General features: G+C 65.8%; 14 protein-coding genes. 10 read left to right on the top strand and 4 right to left on the bottom strand.

Translation table 11 applies throughout. From position 1 onward, the window contains the following. Positions 1–112: 112 nt before the first annotated feature. From M0D43_RS10145 to M0D43_RS10135, 3 genes are read left to right on the top strand one after another with little or no spacing between them, the layout of a single operon-like run. Positions 113–757 (top strand): ubiquinone biosynthesis accessory factor UbiJ, encoded by a 645-nt coding sequence (locus tag M0D43_RS10145; protein WP_252164521.1) that lies wholly within the window; start codon positions 113–115, stop codon positions 755–757. After that, complete coding sequence (gene ubiB, locus M0D43_RS10140; RefSeq protein ID WP_260808182.1) at positions 754–2,427, top strand: ubiquinone biosynthesis regulatory protein kinase UbiB; 1,674 nt, start codon at positions 754–756, stop codon at positions 2,425–2,427. Before M0D43_RS10145 ends, ubiB begins: the two co-directional genes overlap by 4 nt. Before the next feature lie 9 nt (positions 2,428–2,436). Beyond that, positions 2,437–2,907: a cupin domain-containing protein gene (locus tag M0D43_RS10135; RefSeq protein WP_252164520.1), complete on the top strand. Its 471-nt coding sequence runs from the start codon at positions 2,437–2,439 to the stop codon at positions 2,905–2,907. Positions 2,908–3,110: 203 nt separating this feature from the next. On the opposite strand, the gene M0D43_RS10130 is transcribed toward M0D43_RS10135, so the two are convergent. Beyond that, the gene (locus M0D43_RS10130) at positions 3,111–3,572 is read right to left on the bottom strand and encodes a thioredoxin family protein (protein WP_252164519.1); all 462 of its coding nucleotides are present in this window, start codon (positions 3,570–3,572) and stop codon (positions 3,111–3,113) included. A 70-nt stretch (positions 3,573–3,642) separates the two neighbouring features. On the opposite strand from M0D43_RS10130, the gene M0D43_RS10125 reads away from it, so the two are divergent. After that, positions 3,643–4,413: a pseudouridine synthase gene (locus tag M0D43_RS10125; protein ID WP_260815143.1), complete on the top strand. Its 771-nt coding sequence runs from the start codon at positions 3,643–3,645 to the stop codon at positions 4,411–4,413. Positions 4,414–5,121: 708 nt separating this feature from the next. Here the strand turns inward: M0D43_RS10125 and M0D43_RS10120 are convergent. Continuing rightward, complete coding sequence (locus tag M0D43_RS10120) at positions 5,122–5,700, bottom strand: DUF2059 domain-containing protein (RefSeq protein ID WP_252164517.1); 579 nt, start codon at positions 5,698–5,700, stop codon at positions 5,122–5,124. A 56-nt stretch (positions 5,701–5,756) separates the two neighbouring features. Here M0D43_RS10120 and arfB point away from each other — a divergent pair, with 56 nt between their 5' ends. The 5 genes from arfB to lepB all read left to right on the top strand — a co-directional run bounded on the left by arfB (position 5,757) and on the right by lepB (position 11,224). Next, positions 5,757–6,188, top strand: coding sequence for an alternative ribosome rescue aminoacyl-tRNA hydrolase ArfB (gene arfB, locus M0D43_RS10115; protein WP_101364537.1), 432 nt, complete (start codon positions 5,757–5,759; stop codon positions 6,186–6,188). Between the two features lie 2 nt (positions 6,189–6,190). Beyond that, entirely contained in the window at positions 6,191–6,820 is a 630-nt protein-coding gene (locus M0D43_RS10110) for a lysophosphatidylcholine acyltransferase (protein ID WP_252164516.1), read from the top strand. An 89-nt stretch (positions 6,821–6,909) separates the two neighbouring features. Next, positions 6,910–7,926: an isoaspartyl peptidase/L-asparaginase family protein gene (locus tag M0D43_RS10105; RefSeq protein WP_252164515.1), complete on the top strand. Its 1,017-nt coding sequence runs from the start codon at positions 6,910–6,912 to the stop codon at positions 7,924–7,926. A 292-nt stretch (positions 7,927–8,218) separates the two neighbouring features. After that, a complete protein-coding gene (gene dcp / locus M0D43_RS10100; protein ID WP_252164514.1) occupies positions 8,219–10,384 on the top strand; it encodes a peptidyl-dipeptidase Dcp in 2,166 nt (721 codons plus the stop codon). 213 nt (positions 10,385–10,597) lie between these two features. After that, positions 10,598–11,224: a signal peptidase I gene (lepB, locus tag M0D43_RS10095; protein ID WP_252164513.1), complete on the top strand. Its 627-nt coding sequence runs from the start codon at positions 10,598–10,600 to the stop codon at positions 11,222–11,224. A gap of 88 nt (positions 11,225–11,312) precedes the next feature. Here lepB and M0D43_RS10090 read toward each other — a convergent pair whose 3' ends face one another. Next, complete coding sequence (locus M0D43_RS10090) at positions 11,313–12,242, bottom strand: oxidoreductase (protein WP_252164512.1); 930 nt, start codon at positions 12,240–12,242, stop codon at positions 11,313–11,315. Further along, a complete protein-coding gene (locus M0D43_RS10085) occupies positions 12,239–13,294 on the bottom strand; it encodes an MBL fold metallo-hydrolase (protein WP_252164511.1) in 1,056 nt (351 codons plus the stop codon). Before M0D43_RS10085 ends, M0D43_RS10090 begins: the two co-directional genes overlap by 4 nt. 98 nt (positions 13,295–13,392) lie before the next feature. Between M0D43_RS10085 and M0D43_RS10080 the strand changes: the two genes are divergently transcribed. Continuing rightward, the gene (locus tag M0D43_RS10080) at positions 13,393–14,025 is read left to right on the top strand and encodes a TetR/AcrR family transcriptional regulator (protein ID WP_252164510.1); all 633 of its coding nucleotides are present in this window, start codon (positions 13,393–13,395) and stop codon (positions 14,023–14,025) included. Positions 14,026–14,180 lie beyond the last annotated feature (155 nt).

The following is a 14,180-nucleotide window of genomic DNA, read 5'->3' as shown; positions in this document are numbered from 1 at the left end:
AAGCCGCCAGGATGCCTGTGGTGTGCGCACTGAAGGAAGTCCTGCAGCGCCAGGCAGTGCTGCCACACCGCCGTCAAGCAGCTGCGACATGCAGGGACGGTAGAATGCGGGCATGCCCGGATCACTCTTCACTTCCCTTAAGCCGCTCGCCGGCCAGGCCCTGCAGGCAGCGCTCAACCGTGCGCTGGCGCTGGACCCGGATACCCGCGACGCCCTACTGCCGCTGGAAGGCCAGCGTATCGCGCTGACCCTGGAGGCGCCCGCGCTGGCCCTGCAGATCCGTGTGCACGAGCGCCGATTGCTGGTCGGCCCGGTCGATCAGGCACAGGAGCCTGATCTGGCGGTGCGCAGCAGCCTGGCCGGTTTGCTCGGGCAACTGCCGCTGCTGGCCAACGCACGTCGCACCGGCGCGCCGGCCGGCCGGCTCAAGGTCTCCGGCGATGCCGAGTTGGCGCGCCAGCTACAACAACTGGCCGGCCGCTTCGACCCGGATTGGCAGTTGCCGTTCGTGGCGGTGTTCGGCGACATCCTGGGCGTGCAGATCGCTGGCGCGGTGCGCGCAGCGCTGCAGCAGGCACGTCGCAGCGCAGTGGATCTGGCGCACAGCGCGGCCGAATTCGTCACTGAAGAATCGCGCGATGTGGTGCCACGCGCCGAGCTCGAAGCCTTCCACGACGACGTGGACGAACTTCGCGACGATGTCGAGCGGTTGGCCGTGCGCGTCAGCCGCCTGCGCGCGCGCGGAGACGCGGCATGAAGGCGATCCTGCGGGCAAGCCGCATCGGCCGGGTAATCCTGCGCTACCGCCTGGATGCCTTGCTGGAAGGCACTCCGGCAGAGCGCTGGCTGCGCCTGGCCAAACCATTCGTGCCGCGTGCCAGTGCCGAAATCGCCGCGCAATCGCGCGGTGCGCGGCTGCGCCTGGCGCTGCAGGAGCTGGGGCCGATCTTCGTCAAGTTCGGACAGATTCTTTCCACCCGGCGCGATCTGATTCCGGCCGACGTGGCCGAAGAACTCACCTTGTTGCAGGACCGGGTCAAGCCATTCGATGGGCAAGCCGCGCGCCTGATCGTGGAAGGCGCACTCGGCCTGCCGGTCAGCGTGGCGTTTGCCAGCTTCGACACGGTGCCGCTGGCGTCGGCGTCGATCGCGCAGGTGCATGCGGCCACGTTGCCGCCAGATGCCAACGGCGTGCGCCGCGAAGTGGTGGTCAAAGTATTGCGCCCGGAGATCGAGCGCCAGATCGATGCCGATATCGCCTTGCTGCATTCGCTGGCCACCTTGGTCGAACGCACCCATCCGCGCGCCGATAAGATCCGTCCACGTGAAGTGGTGGCCGAGATCGAAGGCACTTTGGCCGCCGAACTCGACCTGCAGCGCGAAGGCGCCAACGCCAGCGTGTTGCGCCGGTTCTGGGAAGGCTCTGACGATCTGTACGTGCCCGAGGTGATCTGGTCGCACACCGCCGAGCGTGCGCTCACGCTGGAACGTGTGTACGGCATTCCATCCGACGACATCGCCAAGCTTGATGCGGCCGGTATCGATCGCAAGGCGCTCGCAGCCAAGGGCGTGCGCGTGTTCTACACGCAGGTGTTCCGCGACAACTTCTTCCACGCCGATGCACACGCCGGCAACATCTGGGTCGATTCGGACCCGGAACGTCGGCTCAATCCGCGTTTCATCGCGCTGGATTTCGGCATCATGGGCCAGCTCTCACAGGAAGATCAGTACTACCTGGCCGAGAACTTCATGGCGATCTTCCACAAGGATTACCGCCGCATGGCCGAGTTGCACGTGGAGGCGGGCTGGATGCCAAGCAACGTGCGCATCGACGAACTGGAGGCGGCCGCGCGCTCGGTGTGCGAGCCGTATTTCACCCGGCCGCTGTCGGAGATTTCGCTGGCGCAGGTGCTGATCAAATTGTTTCGCGTGGCGCAGCGCTATGAATTGACCCTGCAGCCACAGCTGATCCTGCTGCAGAAAACGCTGCTCAATATCGAAGGCGTGGGCCGGCAACTCGATCCCAAGCTGGATATCTGGGCAGTGGCACGGCCTGTGCTCGAACGCATCCTGCGCGAGCGTTACAGCCCGCGCCGCGTGCTGCGCGAACTGAGCAAGCGTCTGCCGGAAATCATGACCCACGCGCCGGACATGCCGCGGCTGGTGCACAGCTGGCTGAAGCAGCAGGTGGAAGGCCGGCATCAGGTGGACATCCGTTCCACCGAGCTGCGCGCACTGGATCTGAGCCTACGCAAGCTGCAAACGCGCGTGGTCACCGCCATCACCGGCAGCGGGTTATTGGTGGTCGCGGCGGTACTTTACGGCCTGCATCCGGATGGCTGGTACCTGGGCACGGTGCCGGTGTGGAGCTGGATCAGCGGCGGCGCCGGTTCGGCAGCGCTGCTGGTCGCCTGGTTGCGGCGTTAGGGCACGGCCATGCCCGACGACGCAACCGCCGCACTGGATGTACTGCCGCGCACGCACAGTTCCAGCTATCCGCCGGTGTTCGCCGCGCAGATGGGCGGCCGCCAGAAGCGTGCGCTGGGTGACGTGTTCGGACTCCGCAACTTCGGTGTCAACCTGACCACGTTGGAGCCAGGTGCACGCTCGGCGCTGCGCCATGGGCATTCGCTGCAGGACGAATTCGTCTACATCGTCAGCGGTGCGCCGACCCTGATCACCAACGCGGGCGAGCAGTTGCTGCAGCCGGGCATGTGCATCGGATTCCGCGCCGGTGACGGCGATGCGCATTGCCTGATCAATCGCAGCCAGGCAGCAGTGACGTATCTGGAAGTGGGCGACCGCAGCGCCGGCGATTGCGTCACCTATCCGGACGACGATCTGATGCTGGTGACGACGGCAGACGGGCAGCGCTCGTACCAGCACAAGGATGGCACACCGTACTGAGCGTGTTGGTGGTGATCCATCTGCACGCTTTGCGGATCGGCGCAGCAATGGAGCGACTCGACAATCGTGCTGGCGGAACTATCTGCCGGCATCTGCAATCACGACAGCGCTCGGGTGGTGCCGAGTGCAGCGGGCGAGAACACGCTGCTGGCGGTTTGCGGCTAGACCTGCGCACGCTGCCGGCCGTGCAGCAGCGCGTCTAGTCAGGGCGCATGGTTTGCGTGCGCGACATGGTCGAAGAACTGGTAGATGCCGTCGTCGCTGATCTTGCGCGCATTTGCCAACTCGCCTGCACGCGTCGTGTAGAGCAGCTTGCCGGTCGGCGACACCACCACCGCCGCTGGAATGCCGTTCTGGATCGGGTTGCCGTAGCGCTGGCTGATGTCCAGATTACGGTCGAAATTGCCGACGTCCACCTTCACCACCACGAACGACGTGCTGATCAACGGCGCGTTTTTCGGCGTGTGCAAAGAGGCATCAAGCGCACGGCAGTCCTGGCACCAGTTCGCACCGAAGATCACCAACGTGGGTTTGTGCGCTGTTTTGCCGGCTGCTAGCGCCGCGCGCAGTTGCGCGCCGGCATCGGCATGTTCGTCGTAGGGCATCTCGACGGCCTGCGCCAGCGGAATGATCGCCAAGAGGCATAGCAGGAGCCAGGTGCGCATGGGAGGCTTCCGGGGAGACCAATTTGCATCCTACACCAGCCGCCAGCGCGGCAGCGCGCGTGGATGCGCAGTGGCATGCGGTGTCAGTGATGCGGATAATCCGCCGGTGAGCATATCCCCCAAGCATCTGCAGATTCTCTACCAGGACGATGTCCTGGCCGTCGTCGACAAACCCGCGGGCCTGATGGTCCACGACAGCAAGCTGGCGCGCGGAGAGGACGACTTCCTGGCCGACCGCCTGCGTGAGCAGCTGGGCAAGCCGATCTTTCTGGTGCACCGGCTTGACCGTGCTACCAGCGGCTGCCTGCTGCTGGCCTTCGATCGCGACAGTGCGAGTGCGCTCGGCAAGGCCCTGATGGCGGGCGAGGTGGAGAAACATTATCTGACCGTCTGCCGCGGCTGGCCGGCCGAGGAATGCTTCATCGTCGACCATAATCTGGATGGCGGGCCGGGCAAGCCAATCAAGAAATCGGCGGTGACGCATTTTCAGCGTTTGGCCACCGGCGAGCTGGAGATTCCCTCCACCGGTTTTACGACTTCGCGTTACGCACTGCTGCGTTGCCAGCCGCGGACCGGCCGCTTCCGGCAGATTCGCCGGCACATGAAGCACCTGTCGCACCACATGATCGGCGACACCAGTCACGGCGACGGCCGCCACAACCGTAGCTTCCGCATGCTGGGCGTCCATCGCATGTTGCTGCACGCCGAACGCCTGGAATTTCCGCATCCGGCCGATGGCAGGCGCATCAGCGTCACCGCGCCGCTGGATGTGGAATTTTCCAAGGCGTGCGCGTTGTTCGGGTGGGAGATGGCGGGGTTGGGCGTCATGCAGAGGGCGTGATGTGGCGTGCCTGGTTCACAGATCCAGACACTCACTCGGCCTGCAAGACATCTGCGCAGGCGTCCCCTCACCCCAACCCCTCTCCCGCAGGCGGGCGAGGGGCTCAAGCGCGACGCTCAATGCTCGCCTTCCACGCGTTGCCGCTTTCCCTGTCCGCCTTCCGGGTTGCTTCCTTCCCTGCTCGTCTTCTCTTCCGGGTTGCTGCCTTCCCCCGCCTGCGGGGGAAGGTGCCCGAAGGGCGGATGGGGGCAGGCTCGCCGCTGCGCGCTCAAGACAGCAGCTCTTCCGGCGGGAGAAGCGCCAACAGAGATCCAGACGTCCACTCGGCCTGTAAGACATCTGCGCAGGCGTCCCCTCACCCCAACTCCTCTCCCGCAGGCGGGCGAGGGGCTCAAGCGCGACGCTCAATGCTCGCCTTCCACGCGTTGCCGCTTTCCCTGTCCGCCTTCCGGGTTGCTTCCTTCCCTGCTCGTCTTCCCTTCCGGGTTGCTGCCTTCCCTCGCCTGCGGGGCAAGGTGCCCGAAGGGCGGATGGGGGCATGCTTGCAACAGGCGTTCTCCCGGCGGGAGAAGGACGCACCGTGTTCTTCCGTCACCAGAAAAGGTAGGGCGCCGCCGTCACCAACAACGCCATCCAACCCCGCACCCGCACCCGTCGCAGCGATCACGCGGTTCGCACCCCCAAGCTCGATTCTCCAATCCCCGCCCCTCAGGGCTTCTGCCCCGCAGCAGGCTCATTGACGATCTTCTCCAGGTCCTTCTGCAGGTCGGCAAACAGCGGCAGCATCTTCTGCTGGATCGCACCCATCAGGTTCTGAGTCAGGGCCGGGGTCTTGTCGAGCAGGCTTTGGCCGGCCGAGCTCTCGTAGAACTCGGCCATGGCCAGCACGTCCTCGCGCGAGAACGAGCGCTTGTAGATGTCCACATACATCGGCCGCAACTCCGACCACGACAGCGCCTTGCGCACGGTCTGGCGGGTGCGTTCCTGGATGCGCTGCAACTGCGCCTGTTGCTCGGCGTCGAGCTGGCGTTGTGCAGTGAGTTGGGCGAATTGCTGCTGCTGCATCGCTTCGATCTGCGGCAGCATCGTGTCCAGCATGGTCTGCGCGCGCGAGGCGGCCAGCAGGCGGTTGATGTCGGCATCGCTGGGCGCCTGCGCCAGTGCGGCCGGGGCGGCCGCAGCCAGCAGGGCCGCCAGCAGCAGCCGGCGAGCGAGGCCGCGCGTGGCCGCGAGCGAAGAAGAAGGTGTCATCGGAGCATCCTGCAAACGGGGGACCGGCCGCAGCATACGGGAAGCCGGCGTTCGCGCGCGCGTCCACGCCGCTGCCGATACAATCGGCGCACATGGCCAGCGACCCGATCCAGATCACCCCCAGCCTGACGATTCCGCCCAGCGAACTCGTCGAACGCTTCGTGCGTGCCAGCGGCGCCGGTGGGCAGAACGTCAACAAGGTCTCCACCGCGGTGGAGCTGCGTTTCGACGTGGCCGGCTCGCCGTCACTGCCCGAACCCTTGCGGGCGCGGCTGCTGTCGCGACGCGACCGCCGCATGACGGCCGACGGTGTGCTGGTGATCGATGCGCAGCGTTTCCGGACCCAGGACCGCAACCGCGACGATGCGCGCGAGCGGCTGGTCGAAATCATCAGTGCGTGCCTGTCGGTGCCCAAGCGCCGGGTCGCCACCAAACCGAGTCATGGGGCCAAGCTGCGGCGGCTGGATGCCAAGCGTGAGCGCAGCCATATCAAACGTGGACGCTCTGCGTCCCATTGGGAGTAAGCGTGAGTCACACCGACCCGTCGTTGCCACCGGTAACACAGGCCAACATCCTGCTGCAGCCATCCCCTCCCAGAATGCCGCGCGCGCACGGCCGCTTCATCCGCTGGCTGGGCCGCACTGCCTTGCGCATGACCGGTTGGCGCCTGCTCGGGCGGCTGCCCGACGAGCCCAAGCTGGTGATGATCGTGGCCCCGCATTCGTCCAACTGGGACGGCTTTTTGGGCTTTGCGGCCAAGTTCGCGCTGGGCTTCGACGTGCGCGTGCTCGGCAAATCGCAGTTGTTCTGGTGGCCGCTCGGCCCACTGCTGCGCAAGCTCGGCGCCATTCCACTGGACCGCAGCTCGCCGCAGGGCACCATCGGCCAGGCGGTGCGGCTGATCCGCAACTCCGAGCAGATGTGGTACGTGATCACGCCCGAAGGCACGCGCAAGCGCGTGGAGAACTGGAAGGCCGGTTTCTGGAAGATCGCCTCCGATGCCAAGGTGCCGATCCTGCCGGTGTATTTCGACTACCCCAGCAAGACCGTGGGCATCGGTGAGCCGTTCTGGACCGGTAACGACATGGCCGCCGATATCGCCGCCATTCGCACCTGGTACCGGCCGTGGCGCGGCAAGCATCGCGATACGTTGTGAGGCCGGTGGTGCGCGGTTGAAGGATCGCTGGCGGTGATGGGTGAATCCGATGCGTCTGCCGTCGAACATGTATTCAATCGAGAAGCTCAATGATCGCTAGGACCGCACGCGCGTTGTGTCTGTCGTTCTCTCTGCTGCTCATCGCCGGACCGGCGCTCGCAGCCACGCCAATGCTGGTCATCCACGGCGGTGCAGGCGTTGAGAAGTCCAGCCTTTCCAAGGACGAACAGGCGCAGGCGCGTGAGGCGATGCAGCGCGCGCTGCGTGCCGGGCATGCGGTGCTGCAACGTGGCGGCAGTGCGGTGGATGCGGTGGCCGCCACCATCACCGTGCTGGAGGACGCGCCGCAGTTCAACGCCGGCCGCGGTGCAGTGTTCACCCATGACGGCAAGAACGAACTGGACGCGGCCATCATGGACGGTGCCAGCGGCAAGGCCGGTGCGATCGCCGGTGTGCACACGGTCAAGAACCCGATCCAGCTGGCGCGCAGCGTCATGGACCGCTCCAAGCACGTGATGCTGGTCGGCGACGGCGCCGAGCAGTTCGCGCGCGCGCAGGGCATCACCCTGGTCGATCCGAGCTATTTCCGCACCGATAAACGCTGGCAGCAGCTGCAGAAAGCGCTCAAGGCCGAAGCCGGCGACCGCCAGGCGCAGGCCGAGCTGGCTCTGGAAACCGCCAAGCATTTCGGCACCGTCGGTGCGCTGGCGCTGGACCGCGAGGGTCATCTGGCTGCCGGCACTTCCACCGGCGGCATGACCAACAAGCGCTATGGCCGCGTCGGCGATGCGCCGATCATCGGCGCCGGCACGTATGCCAACAGCCAATGTGCGGTGTCCGGCACCGGTTGGGGCGAGTTCTACATCCGCGCCGTGGCCGCCTACGACATCTGCGCGCGCATGAAGTACGCCGGGCAATCGCTGCAACGGGCCGCCGAGACGGTGATCGACCAGGAAATCCCCAAGTCCGGCGGCGACGGTGGCGCCATCGCGCTGGATGCGCAAGGCAACATCGCCTTCCCGTTCAATACCGAGGGCATGTACCGCGGCTGGATCGGCACCGACGGCACCGCGCATGTGGCCATCTTCAAGGACGAGACGCTCTGACGGGGGTGATCGGGTGTGGCGTGTGGTCCGAGTCGCCCTCATCCGCCCTTTGGGCACCTTCTCCCCTGCAGGGGAGAAGGGAAGCTCACGACTCCTCACTCCCGCAAGCAGGCATCTCCTTCTCCCGAGGGCGGGAGAAGGTGCCCAAAGGGCGGATGAGGGCGCACCAGCCGCAACCAAGTCTTCCAGTCGCCAACACCGCCCCACCGACCAATCCAACGGCACATGCCAGCGGTCGCGAAACCCGCTAGCGTGACCGGCTGCCGTAACAACCACTCAGGAATCACACGCCATGTCGCGTACCGTCGTTCTGGCCGCCGCCATCACCCTGGCATTGGCCGCATGTTCTGGAAAAGAGCCATCCGGTAAGGAGTCCACCACCGTGCCCGAAAAGACCACCACGCCGGCCGCGGACGCAGCGCCGAACCCCTTGCTGACCGCCAGCACGCTGCCGTTCCAGGCGCCGCCGTTCGACAAGATCAAGGATGCCGATTACTTGCCGGCGTTCGAAGAAGGCATGCGCCTGCATCTGGCGGAGATCCGCAAGATTGCCGATAACCCCGAAGCGCCCACCTTCGACAACACCATCGAAGCAATGGAGCGCGGTGGCGAAACGCTCACGCGCGTCTCGCGCATCTTCTTCGGGCTGGTGCAAGCCGATACCAGCGACGCACGCCAGAAGATCCAGGAAGAGATCGCGCCCAAGCTGGCCGCGCATCAGGACGAGATCAATCTCGATCCGAAACTCTTCGCCCGGGTCAAAACCATCTACGACCAGCGCGACACGCTGAATCTGGAGCCGGAACAAAAGCGCCTGGTCGAGCGCGACTACCAAGAACTGGTACGCGCCGGTGCGCAGTTGTCCGATGCCGACAAGGACAGCCTGCGCAAGCTCAACGTGGAAGAAACCACGCTCTCCACGCAGTTCCATACCCGCCTGGTCGCCGCCTCGGCCGCCGGTGCGGTGGTGGTGGACGACAAGGCCAAGCTCGATGGCTTGAGCGAGGGCGACATGGCCGCCGCGGCCGATGCCGCCAAGGCACGCAAGCTCGACGGCAAATATCTGCTCAGCTTGCAGAACACTACGCAGCAGCCGGTGCTGGCGTCGCTGAAGGACCGTCAGCTGCGTGCCGATGTGCTCAAGGCGTCGGAAACCCGCGCAGAGAAGGGCGATGCCAACGACACCCGCCAGACCATCCAGCGTCTGGCGCAGCTGCGCGCGCAGAAAGCCAAGTTGCTCGGCTTCGACAACTACGCCGCCTACAGCCTGGGCGACCAGATGGCCAAGACGCCGGACGCCGCGCTCAAGCTGCTGACCGACACCGTGCCCGCTGCCACCGCGAAGGCACGCCGCGAAGCAGCCGAAATTCAGAAGGTCATCGACGCGCAGAACGGCGGCTTCAAACTCGCCGCCTCCGATTGGGATATGTACGCCGAGCAAGTGCGCAAAGCCAAGTACGACCTGGACGAATCGCAGATCAAGCCGTACTTCGAACTGGACAACGTGCTCAAGAACGGCGTGTTCTACGCCGCCACGCAGCTGTACGGCATTACGTTCAAGGAACGCACCGACATCCCGACCTACCACGCCGACATGAAGGTGTATGAAGTCTTCGATGCCGACGGCACCTCGATGGCGCTGTTCTACACCGACTACTTCAAGCGCGACAGCAAGTCCGGCGGCGCCTGGATGGACGTGTTCGTCGAGCAGGACGGCCTCACCGGCGCCAAACCGGTGGTCTACAACGTCTGCAACTTCACCAAGCCTGCTGCCGGCCAGCCGGCGCTGCTGAGTTTCGACGACGTCACCACGCTGTTCCATGAGTTCGGCCATGCGCTGCACGGCATGTTCTCCAAGGTGAAATATCCCTCCATCTCCGGCACCAGCACCTCGCGCGATTTTGTGGAATTCCCCTCGCAGTTCAACGAGCACTGGGCGTCGGATCCGAAGGTCTTCGCCCATTACGCCAAGCACCACCAGACCGGCGCGGCGATGCCGGCCGAGCTGGTGGAAAAGATCAAGAAGGCCAAGACCTTCAACAGCGGCTACGCCACCACCGAATATCTGTCGGCCGCGTTGCTCGATCTGGCCTGGCACACCCAGCCGGCCGATGCGCCGTTGCAGGATGTGAGCAAGTTCGAAGCCGATGCCTTGAAGCGCTTCAAGGTGGATCTGGCCGAAGTGCCGCCGCGTTATCGCAGCAGCTATTTCGACCACATCTGGGGCGGCGGTTATTCGGCCGGGTACTACGCGTATTTCTGGTCGGAAGTGCTCGACGACGACGCGTTCGAATGGTTCAAGGAAAACGGCGGCCTGACCCGCAAGAACGGCGACATCTTCCGCGCCAAGATCCTCTCGCGCGGCAACACGGTCGACCTGGCCACGCTGTACCGCGATTTCCGCGGCAAGGATCCCAGCGTCAAGGCGCTGCTGGAGAATCGCGGTTTGACCGAGTAAGTGCTGCGGTCTGCGCGTTGCGCTTGCACGAGTTGCGTGCAAGCCAATAGACGAAACGGGATGGCCTTGCGCCATCCCGTTTTTGTATGGGCGGACGGCAGGAAGCCACAAGCAAGCACTCCCATTGCCATGCCTTTGGTCACTTCCACAGTCCACTTCCCAGGCGCATCGTCGACACGCCACGTCGGCTTCCGATCACAGGACAGGTCTCCCATGCAGCCAGCGCATCCCACCTCCCGCCTCCGGCGCGCCGCACAGTGGTCGCGCAAGGAACTGCTGCCGCTACTGGTCATGCTGGTGTTGCTGACCGCTGCGCGCTCGTCGTTTGCCAATCACTACCAGGTACCCAGCGGCTCGATGCAGCCCACCCTGCAGCCGGGCGATCACGTGGTGGTGGATATGCACGCCTATGGCTGGCGCTTGCCGCTGAGCAACCGCATCGTCGTCGGTGGCGATCGGCCGCAGCGCGGGGATGTGGCGGTGTTCGATTCTCCGCACGATGGCACGCGCTTGATCAAGCGCGTGGTGGCGGTGGCAGGCGACCGCGTGGAGCTGCGCAATGGGCATTTGTCCATCAACGGCCAACCGCTGCAGATCGATGACGATGGTGAGCGCGAGCGCTTCGGCGCGCGCATTGCGCACCTGAATCTGGATGCCGGCGGCGGGCCGGATCTGCACGATGTGCGTGTGCCGGCCGGCAAGAGACTGGCGATCGGCGACCACCGCGGCAATAGCCAGGATGGGCGCTATTTCGGTTTTGTCGATGCCTCGGCGGTGTACGGCAAGGCAGTGGCAGTGTATTACCGGCGCGGCGAAGGCCTGGAGTGGAAGCGGCTGTAGTCGCTGGCGCGATGGAGCCCGCGCACTGCGTGCCGACCTGCAGGCGAGCACGCGCAGCCGATGCGCAACCGTCTGCGTTGCGTGGTGATCAGAACGCTACCTCCGCCAGCGTGCAGGAGGTCTCCCACAAGCGCGTCGCCGCCTGCCGGTCGTGGACCTGGCGGGCGATGGTGGCCGGAGCGGGAGCGCCCTTCAATTCGAGCAGGCCGGCCGGGCCGTAATATCCACCGCCGCGTGCCTGCGGGTCGGTTGCGGCATACAGGGTAGGCAGCGCGCCGGCGGCTGCGGAATGGCTGATGTAAGGACCCAACAGCGCGGTCGCTGCACCGATCGCGCTGCGGCGTCCGTGGGCCGCCGGTCCGTTGGCGATCAAGGCGGTACGCGCCAGACCGGGATGCGCAGCGATGGCGCGCAGGCCCCAATGCTGCGCGTCGCTGCGTCGCTGCAGTTCCATGCTGAAGACCAGCATCGCCAGCTTGGACTGGCCATATGCCTTCCACGGGCGATATGGGCGCGCGGTCTGCAGATCGTCGAAATCGATGCGGGCATTGCGATGCGCAAGGCTCGACAGGTTGACCACACGCGGCGCGGCTGCCGCGCGCAGCAACGGCAGCAACTGCGCGGTCAGCGCAAAATGCCCCAGATAATTGCTGCCGAACTGCAGCTCCATCCCGTCGGCGGTAGTCTGCCGCTGCGGCGGCGCCATCACGCCGGCGTTGTTGATCAACAGGTCCATCCATTGCTGGCGCGCGGCAAGTCGCTCGGCAAACGCGCGCACCGATGCCAGGTGGGCAAGGTCCAGTAGTTCCACGCGCACCGTGGCATCCGGATGCACGGCCAGCAGCGCCTGCCGTGCGGCCTCGCCCTTGTCGGGGCTGCGCGCGGTCAGCACCACGCTGGCGCCGGCACCGGCCAGCGCCAGTGCGGTTTCAAAGCCCAGCCCGACCACGCTGGCGCCGGTGATGACGGCGACCTTTGCGCGCTGCGGTGGCAGGTCGGCCAGGCTCCAGCCGGTCATGGCGCCAATGCCAGCGTGCGCCACCAGCGCTGCCCGCTGGCCGGGCTACGCAAATCCACCCGCTCGCCCATGTGCGGGGTGGCCAGCGCGACGTTGGCGGCTGCGGCCAGCGCCACGATGCGCTCCAGCGGCTCGGACCAGACATGCATGGCCAGATCGAAGGTGCCGTTGTGGATCGGCAGCAAGGTGCGCCCGCCGACATCGATAAACGCCTGCAGGCTCTGCTCCGGCTGCATGTGCACGTCCGGCCACATCTGGTCGTAGGCACCGTTTTCGATCAGCGCTACATCGAATGGCCCCAGACGCTGGCCGATCGTCTTGAAGTGCGGGCCATAGCCGCCGTCGCCACTGAAGAACACCCGCAGGTCGGCGTCCTGGATCGCCCACGAGCACCACAGCGTGCGGTCGCGGTCGAACAGGCCGCGGCCGGAAAAATGCCGCGACGGCGTGGCGGTGAGGGTGAGGCCACCCACCTCCACCGATTGCCACCAGTCCAGCTGCCGCACCTTGGCTGGGTCCACGCCCCAGCGCACCAGCAGGTCGCCCACGCCCAGCGGCGCGACGAACACCCCGACGCGACCGGCCAGGGCGGCAATGGTGGTGCGGTCAAGGTGGTCGTAGTGGTTATGCGACAGCAGCACGCCGGCCAGCGGCGGCAACTCGTCCAGCGCGATCGGCGGCGCGTGGAAGCGCTTGGGCCCGGCAAACGCGAACGGCGAGGCGCGCTTGGAGAACACCGGATCGGTCAGCCACAGGCCGCCACGCAGTTTCATCAGCACCGTGGAATGACCGAGCCGGAACAGGCTGTGGTCGGGCGCCTCAAGCAGCTGCGCCGCGCTCAGCGGCAGCACCGGCAGCGCCTGCGAGGGCACCGTGTCCGTGGGTTTGTTGAACAGCACCTCCCACAACAAACGCAAGCCAACCAACACGCCGGGCTGGCTCAGGCGGGTGGGCAATGCGTTGCGGAAGCGGCCATTGCGGAACTGCGGCGAGGCGGCATGCGAGGCGGTGCGTGGCAGATGACGGGACTGGGTGGGCACGACGCTATCCATCGGTGGGGGCGGACGAACCGGCGATGCCGGTACTGTAATTACACTACACAGTGTAGTTTATCTTGGGAAATGTAAACCGGGCGGTGTAACATTGCGCCATGTCCAGTTCATTCGACGCGGCGCCGGCGCAGCAACGGCTCACCGACCGCAAGCGCCACGCCATTGTCGAGGCGGCCATTGCCGAGTTCCGGCAGCACGGTTTCGAAGCCACCAGCATGGACCGCGTGGCCGCCACGGCGGGCGTGTCCAAGCGCACCGTCTACAACCATTTCCCCAGCAAGGACGCATTGTTCGGCGAGATCCTGCGCGGGCTGTGGCAACGCAGTGCCGAAGCGGTGAGTCTGGCGTATCGCCCCGACCAATCATTGCGCACGCAGTTGACGCAATTGCTGCAGCAAAAGCTGCGGCTGCTCGACGATGCCGCCTTTATCGACCTGTCGCGCGTGGCGATCGCCGAAGGCATCCACTCGCCGGAACGCGCCCGCGCGCTGCTGGCGCAACTGGGCAGCAAGGAAGAGGGCACCACCACCTGGCTGCGCGCTGCACTGGCCGATGGCCGCCTGGTCGAGGTCGATCCGGAATTCGCCTCGCAGCAGCTCCAGGCGCTGGTGAAGGGGTTTGCGTTCTGGCCGCAGTTGGCGATGGGCCAGCCGCCACTGTCGCCCGCCCAGCAGGCGCAAGTGGCCGAATCGGCGGTGGAGATGTTTCTGCGGCTCTACGGGCGCGAGTAAGCGTCCTGGCAGCACGGTCGTGGTGTGGTCCGTGCTCGCAGACCGCAGTGCCGGTCGCGTACTGCGGCCCTTGCGCACCTGACTCACTTGCTCGGTTTGTCCGCCGCTCAGCGGCGTCTGTGCGCACGCGTGGCCGAGCGCGTGATGTCATCTGA

This window comes from Xanthomonas prunicola (genome assembly GCF_025266575.1).
GTDB classification, from domain to species: Bacteria; Pseudomonadota; Gammaproteobacteria; order Xanthomonadales; family Xanthomonadaceae; genus Xanthomonas; species Xanthomonas prunicola.
This window is presented reverse-complemented; position numbering and strand designations above follow the sequence as displayed.